Here is an 18,387-nt window from a genome sequence, read left to right as displayed (position 1 = left end):
ATGTACGAACGCCGCAAGCGCCTGCTCCAGCAGCGGTTGCGCAGCGGCAACCTGGCCGCCGCCGCGCCCGTCGCCGCTGCGGTGCGGCGGGCGGGTGTGCGCAGCCCGCTGTCGGCGCCGCAGCAGCGGATGTGGTTCCTGCAGACCCTGGATCCCGAGGACACCACGCTGAACGTCAGCGTGGCCTACCGGCTCGACGGTGAGCTCGACGGCGACCGGTTGCGGTCCGCGTTCGCCGCACTGCAGGCCCGCCACGAGGTCCTGCGCACCACCTACCTGGTCGACGACTCCGGCGCCCCGGCCCAGATCGCCCGCGACGACGCCGAATTGTGCTGGCAGGACCATGATCTCAGCGATCTGCCGGAACCGGACCGGGCCCGGCGGGTGGCGGTGCTCGCCCGCCGCGAATCCGCCCGCCCCTTCGACCTGACCGCGGAACTGCCGCTGCGCGCGCTGTTGCTGCGCACCGGTCCCGCCGAGCACGTCCTGGTCCTGGTGATCCATCACATCGCCGTCGACGACGACTCCTGGCCGGCCCTGTTCGCCGACGTCAGCGCCGCCTACCGCGGCACCGAACCCGAACCGCTGCAGGCCCAGTACATCGATGTGGCCGACACCGCGACCCCCGACGACGTGGCCCTGGACTACTGGCGCGCGGCCCTCACCCCGCTGCCCGAGCCGATCGAATTGCCCGGCGGCCGAGCGGGATCCGGCACCGAGCGGGGCGCCGCCCGCTTCACCCGCACGGTCCCGGCCGAATTGCTGGACCGGGTCGCCACGGTCGGCCGCGCCCACGGCGCCACCCCGTTCATGGTGCTGCTGGCCGCCTTCGAGGCGACCCTGCACCGCTACACCGCGGCCACCGACTTCCTGGTCGCCGTGCCGGTCACCGACCGCCGCGACCCGCGCGCGCAGCCGCTGATCGGCTACTTCGGCAACACCCTGCTCGTGCGGGCCGACCTGCCCGCGACCGGCAGCTTCACCGACCTGCTGACCGCCACCCGAGACCGCTGCTCGGACGCGTTCGCGTATATCGGCGTCGGGGTGGACCAGGTGGTCCGGGCCGTGCGCCCCGATCGGGTCGCGGGCCGCGACGCACTGGCACGGCTCACCCAGGTCGCGTTCGCGATGCGCAACGCGGGCAACGGCTTCGACCTGCCCGGCGTGACCGCCACCGAACTGGAACCGGTCGCCGCAGTGGCCACCGACCCGCTCGAGCTGATGGTCGTCGTGGCCGGCGACGGCGGCGCCGAACTGCAGCTGACCTACCGCACCGAGCAACTCGACGGCGCCCTGGTGGCGCGGATGCTCGATCACTATCTGCAGCTTCTGGACACGGTCCTCACCGCACCCGATCGCCCGCTGCGCGACGTCGCGATGCTCACCGCCGCCGACCGGGCCGCGATTCTGGAGCTCTCGCACGGAGAGCTGATCGCGGAGCCGGCGGCCACCCTGGTCGAACTGTGGGAGCGCCGCGTCGCGCAGACCCCCGCGGCGATCGCGGTCTCCGGTGACGACGACATGGGCGCGGTCGCGGAGCTGAGCTACGCCGAGCTGAACCGGCGGGCGAACCGGTTGGCGCACTGGCTGATCGAGCGCGGCGTCGAAGCCGAGGACCTGATCGCGCTGCGCATGACGACCTCGGTCGAGTTCGTCGTCGCCATCCTGGCGATCATGAAGGCGGGCGCCGCCTACCTGCCGATCGACCCCGCCTATCCGGCCGGCCGCATCGACTACCTGCTCGCCGACGCCCGGCCCGCACTGGAATTCGATCGCGCGGGCATCGTCGCGGCCGAGGCGGATGCGGCGGGCGGCCCCGACACCGACCCGGTCGACGCCGACCGCAACCAGCCGTTGCGGCCGGGCAATCTGGCGTATGTCATCTACACCTCGGGGTCGACGGGCAAGCCGAAGGGCGTACCGGTCCCGCACGCCGCGATCGCCGAGCACGTCACCGGCTTCGTCGCGGAATGGAGCCTGAGCCCCGAAGACCGTGTGCTGCAGTCGTCCTCGGTGAGTTTCGACGCCTCGATGCTGGACATCTTCGTCACGCTCGTGGCCGGTGCCCGCATCGTGGTGCCGAAACACAACGCGTACCAGGATCTTCCGTACGTCACCGACCTCATCGCACGGCACGGCGTGACCACGCTGCACATGGTGCCGTCGATGCTCGCCACCTTCCTGCTGCTGCCGGAGATGATCGAATGGCAAGCGCTGCGCCATGTTCCGGTCGGCGGCGAGGCGCTGCCCGGTGACGTGGCCGACCGGTTCGGCGCCCTGTTCGACGCCGAACTGCGCAACCACTACGGCCCGACCGAGGCCGTGGTCTGCTCGACCCATCAGCGCGTGGACGGCCCGCAGGGCACGCGGGTGGTGCCGATCGGCACCCCGAACCGCAATGTGTACACCTATGTCCTGGACTCCGCGCTGCGGCTGGTGCCGGCCGGTGTGGTGGGCGAGCTCTATCTGGGCGGCAATCAGCTCGCGCGCGGCTATCTGAACCGGGCGGGCGCGACCGCGCAACGGTTCGTCGCCGACCCGTTCCGGACCGCGCAGCGCATATACCGGACCGGTGACCTGGTGCGCCGCAACGAGTCCGGTGAGCTGGAGTTCGTGGGCCGCGCCGACGAGCAGGTGAAGGTGCGCGGGTTCCGCATCGAACTCGGCGAGGTCGAGACCGCCGTCGCGGCCCATCCGGGTGTCGCGCACTGTGTGGTCGTGGTGACCGAGCACGAGGCACTGGGCCCGATCCTGGCCGCCTACGTGGTCCCCGCGGGCACGGCGCCACTGGACCTGCGGGAGGTGCGCGCGCAGGTGCGCGCCGCGCTGCCCGAGCATATGGTGCCGTCGGCGTTCGCGGTCATCGACGAGATCCCGCTGACCGCGCACGGCAAGCTGGATCGCCGGGCCCTGCCCGAACCGCTGCCGGCGGTGGCGCGCACCTACCGGGAACCGTCGACTCCCGTCGAGACCCGGGTCGCCGCGATCTACCGTGGCCTGTTCGAGCGGGAGCGGATCGGCGCCGACGACTCGTTCTTCGAACTGGGCGGTCATTCGCTGCTCGCGGCCCGGCTGATCACCTTGGTGCGCACCGAGTTCGGACTCGAGATCGACGTCCGGGTGCCGTTCGACACCCCGACGGTGAGCGGTCTGGCGGCGCATCTGGCCGCGAAGTTCCGGGCGGAGTTCGGCCTGGACCTCGACGAGGCTTTCGCGCCCGAAACCGACTCCGGTGCGGCGGATTCCGTCAGCGGCGTGATCGCGGCGGCCACCGCCGAAGCCGCGCGGGCCGCCCGGCCGCCGATCACCCGGCGCGAGCGCACCGGGCACCTCCCGCTGTCGTATTCGCAACGGGCCTACTGGATTCAGCGCCGGATGGAAGGCGCGATGGAAGGCGAGAACGTCCCGTTCGCCGTCCGGTTCGACGGTCCGCTCGACGTCGCCGCCGTGACGGCCGCCGTCGCCGACGTGGTCGGCCGACACGAATCGCTGCGCACCACCTTCCCCGAACACGAGGGCGATCCGTATCAGCTGATCCACCCGGCGGGCCCGGTACCGGTACCCGTCACCGACCTGACCGCGCACGCCGATCCGCAGGCCGCCCTCGACCGGGAACTCGACGAGATCGCCGGGTACGCCTTCGATCTGGCCGACGAGCCGCTGGTGCGGGTCCGGCTGTTCACGACGGCCCCCGGCTGCCACGTGCTGTCGGTGCTGATGCACCACATCATCGCCGACCGGTCGGCCTCGGAGATCCTGGTCGCCGACCTGATCACCGCCTATCGGGCCCGGATCCGGGGTGCCGCGCCCGAATGGCCCACGCTCGACCGCCAATTCGCCGACTTCGCGGTGTGGCAGCGGGAGATGTTCGACCACGGCGCCGGGGGCGAGCTGAGCCCGTACGGCACCGCGCAACTCGGCTACTGGCGCACAGCGCTGGCCGGCCTGCCCGACGAACTGGCCATCGCCCACGATCGTCCCCGTCCCCCGGTGTTGGGCCGCAACGGTATCGGCACGGCACGGACCGTGCCGACCGCCACCTGGCGGGCCGTGAAGGATCTCGCCGAGCAGTACGGGGTCACCGATTTCATGCTGTGCCAGGCGGTCTCGGCCGTGCTGCTGAACCGCCTGGGCGGGGGTGCCGACGTGCCGATCGGCGCCGCGGTCGCCAACCGGGTCGGTGAGGGCGCCGCGGAACTCGTCGGCTTGTTCGCGAATGTGGTTGTGCTGCGCAACGATCTGTCCGGCGACCCCACGATCCGGGAGGTGCTGAGCCGGGTGCGGGAGTCCGCGCTGGGTGCGATCTCACACCAGGATGTGCCGTTCGAGCGGGTCGTCGAGGCCCTGAACCCGGCGCGCTCGCTGGCCCGGAACCCGCTGTTCCAGGTCATGATGCATGTCCGGACCGACACTGTCCCACTGGATCTCACCGCGGACGGCGGCACGACCGCCACCCCGATGCCGCGCGAATACGAGGTGTCCTTCATGGACTTCCACCTCGATTTCACGCTCAGGGCCGGCGGCGACGTCGCGCTGCGCGTGGTAGTGAACCCCGATCTGTACGAGGCCGCGACCGGCGAGATCTTCGCCGACGTCCTGGTGCGGGTCGTGACGGCGATGGGCTCCGACCCGGATGCGCGTCTGAGCGCCCTCGACGTCCTCCCGGCGAACTGGGACCCCACCAGGTCCGTGGCGCGGACCGCCGCACAACCGGTGTCCCGCTGGATGCAGCCCGGCGGTGAGCCGCCGCGCACCGACACCGAACGCGCGCTGGCGACCCTGCTCGAGGAACTGCTCGGCATCACCGACGTGACCCGCGACGACGCCTTCTTCGGCCTCGGCGGCGACAGCGTGATCGCCATCCAATGGTCCACGCGCGCAGCCGAAGCCGGGCTGCCGCTGACCCCGCAGCTGGTGTTCGAGCACTACAGCATCGCGGAGCTGGCCGCGGCGGTCGACGCGGCGGCGGAATCGTCGCCACCCGAGCCGGAGCCCCAGCCGCAGCTGGCCCCGATGGCCGCATCCGGCCTGGACGCCGACATGCTGGCGTCGCTGCAAGCCTCCTGGGCCGCACAGCGCTGACCACCGCGCGCGCGGCCTGGTGATCGGCCTTGGCGCCAGGCCGCGCGGAGGAGCACCGGCCCGCTATTCCGGTGCCGCTACCACCAAACCGTGGTCCTCGGCCGCGGCCGCGAGGCGCTTGTCATAGGTGACGAAATGCGTCAGCGCAGCACCCAATTCGAGAGCGGCAGCCACATGGATCGCATCCAACGAGCGCAATCGGCTGGTCGGCGCGAGCTGGCCGGCCTTGTCCAGCACCGCAGCGGGTAGTGCGACGTGCGCGCAACGCTGCAGCCAATGGTCGGCCCGCGTAATGGATTCCGGGCGAGCACCGACAGCGTGCAGGCCGCGGCGCAATTCCGTCCGGGTCAGGTGTGAGGTGATCTGCCGACTCGGCGCCTGATCGACCAGCCACTGCTGCAGCGCTTCGGATTCGACCTCTTGCTTGAACAGCTTGATGGCCGCGCAACTATCCATGTAAAGAAACTTCACCGAGCCTCCTCGTCGCGCAACGATTCGATCTCCACGCTCCCGGCGCGGGTTCCGGGATCGGATGGCTCCGGCGTCATGTCCGCCGCCTCAGCCGCCGAGGGTAGGTCGGCCAGCACAGCGGGGTCCAGCACTCCGGCCGCGATGGCGTGGGCGATGGCTTCCTCCGCCGGATCCGGCGGAACGATGCGGCCGACCGGCTCGCCGTGCCGGGTCACCAGGAAGCTGCTTCCCTGCCGGGCTCGGTCGAAGACGTCGGCCGCATTACGTTGCAGCTCGCGGATAGAGATCTTCTCGTCAGGCGCGGAGTGCTCCATGTCTGACATGATACGGCTTTGTCAGACAATGGCGGTCGTCCTACCCTGCCGCGTTGGCCAGTGCCGGTTCCAGCTTCTTCAGCAGGTACGGAAGTGCCAGCGGTGTGGGCTGATTGAGCCCCGTCACATCGCCCATGCTCAGGAACGTCACGCTGTTCTTCCGCACGGACGGCAGGTCCGCGTAGCCGGGCAGTGCCTTGTAGTTGGCCTCGTTGCCGGAGGCGACCAGCAGGTCGGAGGTGAGGTCGCCGACGCGTTCCGGCGACAGCGACAGGCGGCCGCCCGCGCCGGTCTGGGCGGCGAGCTTCTCCGGCACGGTCATGCCCAGCCGGACGAACAGCTCACTGCTGCCGTCCTTCGCGTCGGCCAGCACCATGAGCTGCTGCGGGCCGGCCAGGAACGAGGTGAGGAAGGTCTTGCCCTTCAGGCCCGGATACTTGCGGCCGACGGCGTCGATATTGCCGTAGATGTCGGCGATCGCCTTGTCGGCGTCGGCCTCCTTGTGCAGGACCCGGCCCAGGGTCTTCACCTGTTCGCTCCACGGATCCACCTGCGCCGCAGTCAGATCGGTGATCGTGGGGGCCAGTCGGCTGAGCTTGTCGAACTTGGTCTGGTCGACCAGGAAGCTGGGGGCAAGGATGAGGTCGGGGTTCATGGCGGCGACCTTCTCCACCAGGTCGCCGCCGGGCTGGATGGCCCGGTCCTTCGGCAGGCTCGCGGGCTCCCACGGGACGTCGCCGCCGGAGACGATCGACACGTTGTCGAGGTAGCCGATCGGGGTGGCGCCGAGGATCTCGAGGGCGTCGAGCCATTGGTTGCCGAGCGCGACGATCCGGGTGGGTACCCCGGTGATCTCGGTGGTGCCGCGCCGGTGGTTCACCGACACCTTGTCCCCCGCACCCGATTGGGTGTCGGACGAGGATCCGCAGGCCGCGATCGTGAGGGTCAGTGCGGTGGTCACGGCGGCGATCAGGGCGCGGGCCCCGATCCGGGTACGGCTGTGTGCCATCGGTGGTTCTCCTTCTCGCGCGGCAACGAGAGAGAGCCACGCCAGGGTAGGCTAACCTAAATTAGACCCCCGGCGGTAGTTCACTCCGGTAGCGAACCCACGATGAGGGTGCCGACGGCGCACTCCTCGAGTTCGGCGACCCCGGCCGCCGCGCCGAAAGCCGCGGTGTCGCCGAAGCCCTGCGCCACGATCCCGAGCCCCATCGCGGTCGCCACCAGATAGCAGGTCTGCATCAGCGCGCCCACGTCCTTGAGAATGCTCGCGTAGCAGACGGTTTCATACATCCACATGACCCGCCCGGCGCGCGCCGCGACCACGACGGTCACCTGCGGCTGCGCCCCACCCGACAGCGTGGCCGACGTCATGCGCAGCAGCCGCTGCACCGCGGCGGAATCGATATCCGCGACCGGCACGAGGTGATGGTCGAACGAGTCGTAGTGGTACATCCCGGCTTCGAGCCCGGCGGCGTTGCGGACGATCGGGTACAGCTCGAGTTCGTAGATGCCACCGGCCGACGGGTACGGCCGAGATGCGCGCTCGAATCCGGCGTCGTCGCGCACCTCCCGGGTCCGGGCGCAGCGGTAGAGCAGTTCGCCGAGCTGATCCAGGGTGATCGGATTGCGCTCGTCGAAGCTGCGATGCGACATGCGGGCCTCGATGGCCGCGGTCAACGGCACGTCGTGGCAGGTGAGCAGGTCGAGATCGCAGGCCGGCAGCTCGATCGGCGCACCGGGGCGCTCGGCGGGCCGGGCCGGCGGCGCCGGGAAGCGGTCGGCCGCCCAGCGGGTCGGGCCGAAGTGTTCCCAGTCCAGGATCCGGGCGCCGAGCGTGCTGCGGCGATGGAACCACAGGTCCGGCGCACTCCAGCTTCGGGTGGTGAATTCGTGCTCCTCGCAATCGGATTCGGCCAGCGCGAACCCGCCCCAGAGCAGATCCCGGCGCAGCCGCGCGGGCAGGTCCGGGCTCGCGGCGAGCCCGGACACCGCGGCGAGCACGTCCGCGTCGTGGACGACCAGGTCGCACCAGGACATCGGATGCTCGGCCACCAGGTCCGCACCCGCCCGGTGCAGGACCAGGAATTTCGACGGGGTCACCGTCGCGGGGATCTCGGCCGGCGCGGCCGGGGGCTCGGCGAACGGCCGCAGCGTGTACAGGTCGCGTCCGGCGGCGCGGACGGTCACCGCGAGCCAGCCGCCGTCGGCCAGTTCGGCGAGGAGTTCGGATACCGAGTCGTCCGCGGTGACGAGCACTGTGCTGTTCGAGTTCAGCGCTTGCAGCGCGGCCAGCTGCGCGGCGTCCAGCCCCGCGCGCTGGAACTTGCGCGGCGGCGCGGACAGTACGGCCACCCGGTTCGGCAGCGTGAGGCAGGTGACGCCGGAGCGCAGCGCGTACCGGAACCCGAGTGCGACGGTTGGCTCGTTCACCGTGTGCGTCATGGGTTTTCGACTCCTTCTTCGCCCTGCGGCGCGCTCTGCTCGACCGGCGCCGCCGGATCGGCGCGGGTTGCACCGCCCGTTCTCGGCGATGCGGCCGGTTGTCTCCGGCCGCCGGAACCGGCCGCTGGACTTCACCGGGCGATTCGCGGTGCGCCCCCGCCCGATTTCCGTTATGCGAAGTGTAGGCTAGCCTAAGTTCGTGATGGAGAGTGGTACCCGCCCGGACCGGCAGGCGCTGCGCACCCAGCGACTGACCGGGCTGCTGGGCCTGGCGGTCCTGCTGGTGGCGGCGGTCGCCGCGAGTCTGGCATTCGGCGCGAAGGGCATCGGGCTCCCCGACGTCGTGCACGCACTGACCGGATCCGGCACCGGACCGGACGCGGAGGTGATCCGGACCCTGCGAGTGCCGCGCACCCTGCTGGGCGCGGCGGTCGGCATCGCGCTCGGCCTGGCCGGTGCGCTGATCCAGGGCTACACCCGCAATCCGCTGGCCGACGCCGGGCTGCTCGGATTGAACACCGGCGCAGCGTTCTTCGCTGTCGTGGCGATCCACCTGTTCGGGTTGAGCGCGCCCGGACAGTACATCTGGTTCGCCTTCGCCGGTTCGGCCGGCGCGGCGATCGTCGTCTACGGCGCCGCGGCCCTGGGCGGACGCGGCGCACCCGGACCGCTGGGGCTGGCCCTGGCCGGCGCGGCGGTCTCCTTTCTGCTACAGGCCGGAACGAACGCGGTGGTCCTGTCCGACGCGGCGGCGCTCGACGTGTACCGGTTCTGGGCGGTCGGCTCGACGGCCGGCCGCGACCTGCACGTGTTCTGGCAGGTGCTGCCGTATCTGGCCGTCGGCGTGGTGCTGGCGCTGGCGGCCGCACCGAGCGTGAACCTGCTGTCCCTCGGTGACGATGTGGCCCGCGCGCTGGGCACGAACATTCCGGTCGCACGCGGCGTCGGGTTGCTCGCGGTGGTCCTGCTGTCGGGTGCGGCGACCGCGGCGTGCGGGCCCATCGCCTTCCTGGGACTGGTGGTGCCGCACGTCGCCCGCGCGATCACCGGACCGGACCATCGCTGGCTGCTGCCGTATTCGGCACTGCTGGGCGCGATCGCGCTGCTGGCCGCCGACACGCTCGGGCGGGTCGTGACGCCGCCGGGCGAGGTATCCGCGGGGATCGTGCTGGCGGTGGCCGGGGCGCCCTGCTTCGTCCATCTGGTCCGCCGTCGGAAGCTGGTGCAGCTGTGAACCGGGTCGGCCCGCTGTCGGTGCGGTGGCGGCCGCGCGTGGTCGCGGGTCTGGCCGCGGGCACCCTGCTGCTGTTCCTGCTGGTGTGCGTGGATCTCGCCCGCGGTGACTACTCGATCCCGTTGCCGCACGTCGTGCGCACGCTCACCGGAAGCGGTACGCGCGCCGAGCATTTCGTGATCTTCGAGTCCCGGCTGCCGCGCGTCCTCACCGCGGCGGTGGTCGGTGTGGCCCTGGGCCTGTCGGGGTCGATCACGCAGTCGGTGCTCCGCAATCCGCTCGCCGCACCGGACATGCTCGGGATCACCGCGGGCGCCGGGTTCGCGGCCACCGCGGCGGTGGTCACCGGTTCGGCCGGCGCGCTGGGAGTTCCGGCCGCGGCTTTGGCGGGCGGACTCGTCACCGCCGGCGGCATCTATCTGCTCGCCTGGCGCAACGGTGTGGACGGCCTCCGGATCGTACTGATCGGGATCGGCGTGAACGCGGCGCTGACCGCGGGGATCGGCTGGCTGCTGGTCCAGGCCCGGCTCACCGATGTGGTGCGGGCCGAGGCGTGGCTGAACGGTTCGCTCGACGAAACCAGTTGGGACCGTGTGGTTCCGGTAGTGATCGGGGTGGGCGCCGCGGCCGTGCTCGCGCTCTCGCGCGCACACGCGCTGGCGGCCTTGCGGTTCGGCGCGGACACCGCCCGGTCGCTGGGTGTCGCGGTGCACCGGGACCAAGCGCTGCTGTTGCTCGCGGCAGTCACGGCCGCCGCATTCGCCACCGCCGCGGCCGGACTCGTCGTCTTCGTGGCGCTGGCGGCCGGGCAGCTGGCCCGCCGGGTGCTCCGCACCGCGGGCGAACCGCTCGCCGGATCGGCGCTGGTCGGCGCGATTCTGCTGGTGGGCAGCGATATCGTCGCGCGCACCCTGCTGCCGAGACCGCTGCCGGTCGGGGTGGTCACCGCGGCGCTGGGCGCACCGTTCCTGCTCTATCTGCTCGTCCGAGCCAACCGGAAGGCCTCGTCATGACCGATCTGGACACCGTGGCCGAATCCCGGCTCGTCGCACAGGATCTGACCGTCGGCTACGACGGCCGGGTGGTCATCGAGGGCCTCGACCTGCGGCTGCGTCCCGGCGGCATCACATCTGTGATCGGCCCCAACGGGTGCGGGAAGTCGACCCTGCTGCGCACCCTGGGCCGGCTGCTCGCGCCACAGTCGGGCCGAGTGTTGCTGGACGGCAAGGAGATCGCGCGCATGCGCGGGCGCGACGTCGCCCGCACGCTGGGCATGCTGCCGCAGACTCCGGTCGCGCCGGAGGGCCTCACCGTGGGCGATCTGGTCGCCCACGGGCGGCATCCGCATCGCTCGTGGCTGCGGCAGTGGTCGCGCGACGACGAGCACGAGGTGACGACGGCGCTCGAGCGGACCGGGATGGCGGAGCTGGCCGATCGCCCGCTGGAGGAGCTCTCCGGCGGTCAGCGCCAGCGCGCGTGGATCTCGATGGCGCTGGCGCAGGGCACCGACATCCTCCTGCTCGACGAGCCGACCACCTATCTGGACCTGGCGCATTCGGTCGATGTGCTCGACCTGGTCCACGAGCTGCAGGCCGGCGCGGACCGCACGGTGGTGATGGTGCTGCACGACCTGAATCTCGCCATCCGGTACAGCGACGAGCTGGTCGTCATGCACGACGGGCGGATCGTGGCCGCCGGCGCGCCCGCGGACGTGATCGATGCGGCGTTGCTACAGCGCGTGTTCGGCTTGCGTGCCGAGGTCACCACGTGTCCGGTGTCGGGCGGTCCGCTGGTCGTGCCGATCGGCCGCCGCGGGAACGGGTGAACCGGTCTTGGGCATCTTTATTAGGGAATGCTAACCTAACAAAGATCTTGGGAGGATACCGTGACCATTGCGCTGCACAGCGATTCGCAGCCCCGCACCGCCGACGCCGATCCGGCGGACCTGGTGACCCGGCTGGCCGCCTCGGGCCTGTTCGCCGAGTACGTCGTCTACGAACGCCAGGGCGAATGGGTGTTCTCGGCCGATCCGATCGGCCGCGTGGAACTCGACACCGCCGAAGTCCGCCGCACGGTCGATGGACGAACCGAACGGATCCGGTGGTCCGGCCGCCCGCTGGGCGCCCTGGCCGAGAGCCTGGACCTCGTGCGGGAGGAGCTCGGCGCGGCCGGCCGGGCCACCTCGGCGTGCGGCTGGATCGGATTCGAGTGCTGCGCATACCATCTCGACGCCGCACACCATGTGCCCGCCGGCACGGCCCTGGCGCACCTGATCGTTCCCCGGGTCGAGATCACGTTCGCCGGCGACCGGACGACGATCACCGGGACCACACCGGACGAGACCCGGGCGATCACCGAAATCCTCACCGCCGCACCGGAACCGCTCCCCACCGCCGAACCGGTCGAGGTGCGCGCCGATCCCACCGGGTACCGGGATCGGGTCGCCACGGCCGTCGCCGAGATCCACGCCGGGCACTACCGCAAGGTGATCTTGTCGCGCCGCGTGGCGATCCCGTTCGGCGTCGACCTCGCCGCCACCTACCGGCTGGGCCGCGCGCACAACACCCCGGCCCGGTCCTTCCTGTTGCGGCTCGGCGATTTCGAAGCCGCGGGCTTCAGCCCGGAACTGGTCGCGGCGGTCGACGACACCGGCGTGGTGACCACCGAGCCACTGGCCGGCACCCGCGCGTTCGGCCTGGGCCACGCGCGGGACCGGCAGGCGCGCCGGGAACTCGAGGCCGATCCGAAGGAGATCGTGGAACACGCTGCGTCGGTGAAACTCTCGCTGACCGAGATCTCCTCGGTGGCCGAGCCCGGCACCGAGTCGATCACCGATTTCATGTCGGTGCGCGAGCGGGGCAGCGTGCAGCACCTGGCCTCCACCGTCCGTGGCCGGCTAGCGGCCGGGCGCTCTCCGTGGGACGCCGTCGAGGTGCTGTTCCCGTCGGTGACGGCGGCCGGGATCCCCAAGGCGCCCGGCGTGGACGCGATCTTCCGGCACGACCACGACCCGCGTGGGCTGTATTCCGGTGCGGTCCTGACCGTTTCGCCGTCCGGCGCGTTGGAGGCGACGCTGGTACTGCGCGCGGTGTATCAGTCCGGCGGCTCGGCGTGGCTGCGGGCGGGTGCCGGGATCATCGGACAGTCCACACCGGCCCGGGAATTCGAGGAGACCTGCGAGAAGCTGCGCAGCGTCTCGCCGTACGTGGTCCGCGCTCGATGACAGCGGGCCGCCCCGGCGATGCGCCGGGGCGGCCCGTTCGGTCCGGCACCGAATTCAGCCCTGCGACTTGCCCTCTCGCCAGTAGCCGGTAAAGGTGACGTCGGCCTTGGGGATCCCCCGGTCGTGCACCAGGTGCCGGCGCAGGCCGGCGACCAGGTTCTGCTCGCCGGCCAGGAACCCGTACACGCCACTGCCGGGCAGGTCGGCGGTCCGGACCGCGTCCGCCGCGAGCTGCCCCCACGGCGCGGCGGAATCGGCACGGATCAGCCAATGCACCTGCACGCCTTCGGGTTCGCCCAGGTCCTGGGCGTCGTCGGCGTGGGCGATCTCCAGGTAGGCGGCACCCCGCAGGTCGCGGGGCACGTCGCGGAGGACCCCGGCGACCGCGGGCAGTGCCGAGGCGTCGCCCGCGAGCAGGGTGTAGCCGGTGTGTTCCGGCGGCTGATAGGTGATGCCCTCGTCGAGCAGGCCGACGCGGTCGCCCAGCGCGGCCGCGATCGCCCAGGTGGCGGCGGGGCTCTCTGGGTCGTGCACGGCGAAGTCGATATCGAGTTCGGGACCGTCGGCACCTGCCGGGCGGAACTCGCGGACGGTGTAGTTGCGGGTCAGCGGCCGGTGTTCCTTGCCCATCATGAGGTATTGCGCGAACCACAGGGTGCTGGTGGCGGTGGGCAGTCGCAGCCCGCTGTGGCCCGGCATGAACAGCCGGAACCACTGGTCGTAGCCCATCGACTCGAAACCGTCGAGGCCGTTGCCGCCCAGCGTGATCCGCCGGAAATTGGGGCTGATCTGCTTGTTCGACACCACCTCCACGCTGTGCACCCGACGCTGGGCCGGCTTGATGTACTTGCCACGCTTCGCCATGCAGATAAGGTTAGCAAACCCTAACTTGACCCCCGCGCCAGCGCCCGCGGCCACCCGTAGTTCAGCACCGGGACGATCAACTCGACCGGGATCATCACGACGTAGAACCAGCTCGGCGCACCCGACACCGCCCAGGCCAGCAGCCGCACCACGCCCCCGGCGAAGAACAGCAGGCCGAGCAGATCCACCACCCGCCCCCGCCCCGGGATATCTCGTGCCGCCCAGACGAACGCCAACCCGTACGCCAGGAACAGGACATTGAAGAACCGCAGGTCGGAATCCATCGTCGAGTTCACCGCACCGCCGCCGATATAGGTCGCCTGCCCGAACAGCAGGTGTGCCACGGCGATCGCGATCATCACCACGCCGAACAGCACCAGCCAGCCCCGGAACACCCGCATCACGGCCCCTTATTTGACAACTGTTGAATAAGTCAACGGTAGGGCCGCTGCCCAGCGCCGTCAACCCCTAGAATCGACCGGTGCCTCCTCGCCGCCGCCTCACCCCGGAGCAGCGCCGCAGCGAACTGCTCGACGTCGGCGAGCGGGTATTCGGCACCCGGCCGTTCGAGGACGTCGCCATGGACGACATCGCCGAATCCGCCGGCGTCACCCGCGCGCTGCTCTACCACTACTTCCGCACCAAGGCCGAGTACTTCGGCGCGATCTGGTCACGCGCGCACGAACGGCTGGGCGATGCCCGGTCCGGGATCGAGCCACCGGCGGTCCGGGCCGGGGTGGAGCGAATCCTGCAGTCGTATCTCGACTTCTACGCGGCGCACCTCCCGCTGGTGATCATCGCGAATCGCAGTTCGATCGCGCGCGACCCGGCGGTACGTGAGCCGGTCGAGCGGACCTTCGCCGGCGTGTGCGCGGCGGTGCTGGACGCCGCGGGCGTGACGGGACGCCCGCGCCGGCTCGCGGAGGCCGCGTTCACCGGCTGGATCGCCTTCGTCCGGGAGACCACCCTGAGCGCCCACCTCGACCGCCGTATCACGCCCGCCGAGAACCTGGCGCTGTGCATGGCCGCGTTCGATGCGACTGTCGGAGCACAGTTTCCATCGGCGCCTTCGCACGACGAACGATGACGCCCGGCCGGAGTCAGCCTCCCGCGCTATGAAGGTGGGTGCCCCGCGCGGTTAAGGTCGATCTTCAGCGGCACCGACCGATCGTTCCGGAGGGGGACAGATGACCGAGCATTCCACCACGCTCGATGAAACCGACACCGATCTCGATCATGTTGCGGCACTGAACGATCTGCTGGCACCGGTCGGCCTGACGGCCGAAGATGCCGGGGGCAGTGTCGATTTCAGCGGTCAAGATCCGATCCTGCCCGCCCGGCACCGGCTGGGGGCGTGTATCGGCATCCCGATCATGGCGGCGGCGGTCGGTGCCGTCGCACTGCACCGGCGGCGAGGCGGGCCGGATCAGGATCTGCACCTGGACCTGCGGCAGGCCGTGCACGGCATCACCCCGCACGCGTTCTGGCATCCGACGATCTCCGGTGAGCTGCCGCCGCATCCGCTGGTCGCCGACAATCCGTTCCTGCTGGCGCCCTACCGGACCGCCGACGGACGCACGGTCATGGCCTCGGGCGTGTACCCGCACCTGGCCGCGAAATGGTGCCGATTCCTCGACGTCCCACCGGATTACACGAAGGCGGCCGCCGCATTCGCCACCCGCGACGCGGCCGAACTCGAGGAGTCGGCCAACGCGGCCGGGCTGCCACTGTGCATCGCCCGCACGCCGGAGGAATGGCTGGCCCACCCGCAGGGCGCCCTGCTGGCCGAGCAACCGGTGATCGGGCTGCGCCGCCTCGGTGACGCGCCCGTCGCCGAATTCGGTTCGGCCGCACGGCCGCTCGACGGCATCCGGGTGCTCTCGTTCACCCACGCCATCGCCGGTCCCACGGTTGGCCGCACCCTGGCCGAGCACGGCGCGGACGTCCTGTGCGCCACCCGCCCCAACGACTACGAGCACGACTTCATCTACGCCGAGGCCAATATCGGCTCCCGCAGCGCCTACGTCGATCTGAGCACCGACACCGGACGGGAGCGGGCCGACCGGCTGCTCGCCGACGCCCATGTCGTGGTCAACAATCATCGCGGGGACAAGCTGGAGAACCTGGGCCTGGACCCCGATCAGCTCGCCGCCCGCTATCCGGGCATCGTGGTCGTCTCGGTCACCTGCTACGGCTCCGAGGGCCCGTGGCGCAACCGCGGCGGTTTCGACATGAACGGTTCCGCCGCTTCGGGTCTCATGACCCTCGAAGGCACCCTCGAGGACCCGCAACTCCCCGTCACCGGCATGATCAACGACTTCATCACCGGCTACCTGGGTGCGGTCGGCGCCCTCGCCGCACTGAACAAGCGGGCCACCGAGGGCGGCTCCTGGCACGTCACGGTCAACCTCACCCGCGCCGCCATGTGGTACCGGTCGCTGGGCCTGGTCGACCCGGCCCGCGCCGGCACCGCCGACCGCCACCAGCTCCGCGACCCGGAGGCCTACGACTCCCCCAGCCCCCTCGGCGACATCCACATGCTCGCGCCGCCGGTCCGCTTCTCCCACACTCCGGCCCGCTGGCCCGACCCGCCACTGGTTCCCCGTGGTTCCAGCCGCCCGCAGTGGCGCAGCCGCTGACCGCGCTCAGCCCATGGTCTGCGCGGTCTGCAGATTCGCGCGGAAGTGGCCGGTGCCCAGGGGTTCTCCCGGTAGGTGTGCGGTGCGGTCAGAGGCGTCGGCTGACGAGTCTGCGGCCGCCGTCGGCGAATCCGCGCCGCCGGTAGAACTCCAGCAGTGCGCCGACGCCGTGCCCGTGGTCGGCGACGACGAGTTCCAGCTCGCCGCACCCCCATTCGCGGGCCCACCGCGCACTGTCCTCGATCAGCGCGGACGCGATCCCGCGGTGTCGCAGGTCCGGGTGGACGTACAGGTCCTCGAGTTCGGCGACGAGGCCTTGTTCCAGCCCGAACGACGTGGTGGTGATACCGAAACCGGCACAACGGTGTTCGGCGATCGCGACCGCTACGCGGGCGTTGTCGGCGACGATGAGGGTCGTCAGGTGTGCCGCCAGCACGTCCGTCGCGGTCGCGAAACCCTCCTGCCGGTAGAAGGAGGTGATCAGGTCGAGCACCGCACCGTGATCGCCGCGGCCGGCGGGACGCACGTGGCAGTCCGACGGCCCGGAGAACTTCTCCCTCGCCATGGGAGAAGGGTAGAGCGTCTGTGTCCCGGCGACACGGACTCCGGGTCGAGCGGTTCCGCTGTGGGCAGCGGCTAGGTTTGCCGCATGGTCGCTAACTCTGCCGTTCGGGGGCGTTCGAGCGGGTGGTCCGGGGCCGGCGCTGCCGCGGCCCGGTGTGTGGGCGTGGCGGCACTTGTGCTCGCCGCGGTCGTGCCCGCGACGGCGGGTGCCGACACCTCTGACACCGCGCTGCTCGGACACTCCGGCCGGTGGCTGACCGATCAGACGGGCCGGGTGATCACGCTGCACGGCGTGAACCTGGTCTACAAGTACCCGCCCTACTTCCCCGCCGCCGGCGGGTTCGGCGACGAGGACGCGCAATACCTGGCCGACAACGGAATCGACAGCGTGCGGCTGGGATTCGCCTGGAGCAAGGTGGAGCCGAACCCCGGCGAGTACGACGACGACTACCTCGCGGAGATCGTGCGGACGCAGCAGGTCCTGGCCCGGCACGGGATCTACTCGCTCGTCGATTCCCATCAGGACGGGTTCGACGAGCGGGTCGGGGCCGGCTGGGACGGATTCCCGGACTGGGCCGCCTTCCCGGACGGGCTTCCACCGCAACCGATTCCGGGTCTGCTCGCCGCTTATGCGCTGAGTCCGGCGCAGAACCGGACCTGGGCGAACTTCTGGGCGGATCATCCCGCCTCGGACGGCGTGGGCGTTCAAGAGCACTACGCGGCCATGTGGTCTCGCGTCGCGGAACGCTTCGCGGACGATCCGTACGTGCTTGGCTACGACCTGATCAACGAGCCGTGGCCCGGCATCACCCACCCCGACTGCCTGCTCGACGGTTGCCCGGCCATGTCGGGCACACTCGCCTCGTTCGAGGGGAAGGCGATGACCGCGATCCGGCAGGCCGACCCCCGACACATCCTGTTCTACGAGCCGTTCCTCACCACCGATTTCGGTGCGCCGGTGGCGATCTCGAACCCGACCGGTGACCCGAACGCGGGCATGAGTTTCCACGACTACTGCCTCGGCCCGATCCGCACCTGCCCCGACAACGGTTTCGACCGCACCCGCGCCGACGACACCGTCGGCGTGGTCACCGAATTCGGCGCCACTGACGATCGAGCCATCCTCGGCCGCGTCACCGGTGACCTCGACGACCGCATGGCCTCGTGGATGCTCTGGTCACTCACCCAGAACCAACTGTCCGACCACCCGCAACAGCCCCCGACCGGCCCGAACCTGGTCAGTCCCGGCACCGGCATCATCCGTCCTTACCCGCGAGCCGTCGCGGGAACCCCACAGAACTGGCACTACGACCCCGCCACCGCGACCTTCACCCTCACCTACACCACCGACCCCGTCGACCCAAACCACGCGCTCACCGACACCCGCAGCGAGGTGTACCTGCCGACGGCCGACTACCCGAACGGCTACCAGGTCCGGGCCGACGGCGCGGACGTCGTCTCCGCGCCCGACGCCCCGCTGCTGCAACTGCGGTCCACCCGAAACACCGTGCAGCTCACCGTCACCCGCAACTGACGTCCTGCCCGCCGCAC

General features: G+C 70.8%; 14 protein-coding genes and 1 pseudogene. 8 read left to right on the top strand and 7 right to left on the bottom strand.

Annotation, left to right across the window (positions count from 1 at the left end; translation table 11 throughout):
* On the top strand, window positions 1-5,082 hold the full coding sequence (locus EBN03_RS30420; RefSeq protein ID WP_122191614.1) for a non-ribosomal peptide synthetase: 5,082 nt from the start codon (window positions 1-3) through the stop codon (window positions 5,080-5,082).
* Between the two features lie 63 nt (window positions 5,083-5,145).
* Here the strand turns inward: EBN03_RS30420 and EBN03_RS30415 are convergent, their stop codons facing one another.
* The 4 genes from EBN03_RS30415 to EBN03_RS30400 form a co-directional block, all read right to left on the bottom strand.
* Complete coding sequence (locus tag EBN03_RS30415; protein ID WP_122191613.1) at window positions 5,146-5,553, bottom strand: type II toxin-antitoxin system VapC family toxin; 408 nt, start codon at window positions 5,551-5,553, stop codon at window positions 5,146-5,148.
* The gene (locus EBN03_RS30410) at window positions 5,550-5,867 is read right to left on the bottom strand and encodes a type II toxin-antitoxin system Phd/YefM family antitoxin (RefSeq protein ID WP_158675791.1); all 318 of its coding nucleotides are present in this window, start codon (window positions 5,865-5,867) and stop codon (window positions 5,550-5,552) included. The genes EBN03_RS30415 and EBN03_RS30410 overlap by 4 nt, the downstream gene beginning before the upstream one ends.
* A 40-nt stretch (window positions 5,868-5,907) precedes the next feature.
* Window positions 5,908-6,876, bottom strand: coding sequence for an ABC transporter substrate-binding protein (locus EBN03_RS30405; RefSeq protein WP_122191611.1), 969 nt, complete (start codon window positions 6,874-6,876; stop codon window positions 5,908-5,910).
* An 80-nt stretch (window positions 6,877-6,956) separates the two neighbouring features.
* Window positions 6,957-8,312, bottom strand: coding sequence for a SagB family peptide dehydrogenase (locus tag EBN03_RS30400; protein WP_122191610.1), 1,356 nt, complete (start codon window positions 8,310-8,312; stop codon window positions 6,957-6,959).
* Window positions 8,313-8,544: 232 nt separating this feature from the next.
* On the opposite strand from EBN03_RS30400, the pseudogene EBN03_RS30395 reads away from it, so the two are divergent.
* The 4 genes and pseudogenes from EBN03_RS30395 to EBN03_RS30380 all read left to right on the top strand — a co-directional run.
* Window positions 8,545-9,546 (top strand): annotated as a pseudogene (locus EBN03_RS30395) (FecCD family ABC transporter permease); the annotation flags it as partial.
* On the top strand, window positions 9,543-10,559 hold the full coding sequence (locus tag EBN03_RS30390; RefSeq protein ID WP_233608748.1) for a FecCD family ABC transporter permease: 1,017 nt from the start codon (window positions 9,543-9,545) through the stop codon (window positions 10,557-10,559). The pseudogene EBN03_RS30395 and the gene EBN03_RS30390, both read left to right, overlap by 4 nt.
* A complete protein-coding gene (locus tag EBN03_RS30385) occupies window positions 10,556-11,371 on the top strand; it encodes an ABC transporter ATP-binding protein (RefSeq protein ID WP_122191608.1) in 816 nt (271 codons plus the stop codon). Before EBN03_RS30390 ends, EBN03_RS30385 begins: the two co-directional genes overlap by 4 nt.
* 60 nt (window positions 11,372-11,431) lie before the next feature.
* On the top strand, window positions 11,432-12,769 hold the full coding sequence (locus EBN03_RS30380) for a salicylate synthase (protein WP_325052113.1): 1,338 nt from the start codon (window positions 11,432-11,434) through the stop codon (window positions 12,767-12,769).
* Between the two features lie 54 nt (window positions 12,770-12,823).
* Here EBN03_RS30380 and EBN03_RS30375 read toward each other — a convergent pair whose 3' ends face one another.
* Together EBN03_RS30375 and EBN03_RS30370 are read right to left on the bottom strand one after the other, a co-directional pair.
* Entirely contained in the window at window positions 12,824-13,633 is an 810-nt protein-coding gene (locus tag EBN03_RS30375; RefSeq protein WP_122191607.1) for a siderophore-interacting protein, read from the bottom strand.
* Between the two features lie 20 nt (window positions 13,634-13,653).
* Entirely contained in the window at window positions 13,654-14,034 is a 381-nt protein-coding gene (locus tag EBN03_RS30370; protein ID WP_233608747.1) for a DUF4345 domain-containing protein, read from the bottom strand.
* Between the two features lie 80 nt (window positions 14,035-14,114).
* Here EBN03_RS30370 and EBN03_RS30365 point away from each other — a divergent pair, with 80 nt between their 5' ends.
* Window positions 14,115-14,720 carry a TetR/AcrR family transcriptional regulator gene (locus tag EBN03_RS30365; protein ID WP_122191605.1) on the top strand — a complete coding sequence of 202 codons (606 nt, stop codon included), beginning with the start codon at window positions 14,115-14,117 and terminating at the stop codon, window positions 14,718-14,720.
* 100 nt (window positions 14,721-14,820) lie between these two features.
* Window positions 14,821-16,272, top strand: coding sequence for a CoA transferase (locus tag EBN03_RS30360; protein ID WP_122191604.1), 1,452 nt, complete (start codon window positions 14,821-14,823; stop codon window positions 16,270-16,272).
* 88 nt (window positions 16,273-16,360) lie between these two features.
* Here the strand turns inward: EBN03_RS30360 and EBN03_RS30355 are convergent, their stop codons facing one another.
* Window positions 16,361-16,837, bottom strand: coding sequence for a GNAT family N-acetyltransferase (locus EBN03_RS30355; protein WP_122191603.1), 477 nt, complete (start codon window positions 16,835-16,837; stop codon window positions 16,361-16,363).
* A gap of 162 nt (window positions 16,838-16,999) precedes the next feature.
* On the opposite strand from EBN03_RS30355, the gene EBN03_RS30350 reads away from it, so the two are divergent.
* Window positions 17,000-18,370: a cellulase family glycosylhydrolase gene (locus EBN03_RS30350; protein WP_158675790.1), complete on the top strand. Its 1,371-nt coding sequence runs from the start codon at window positions 17,000-17,002 to the stop codon at window positions 18,368-18,370.
* The last annotated feature ends 17 nt before the right edge of the window (window positions 18,371-18,387 follow it).

The organism is Nocardia stercoris (genome assembly GCF_003696265.1).
Classification (GTDB): domain Bacteria; phylum Actinomycetota; class Actinomycetes; order Mycobacteriales; family Mycobacteriaceae; genus Nocardia; species Nocardia stercoris.
This window is presented reverse-complemented; position numbering and strand designations above follow the sequence as displayed.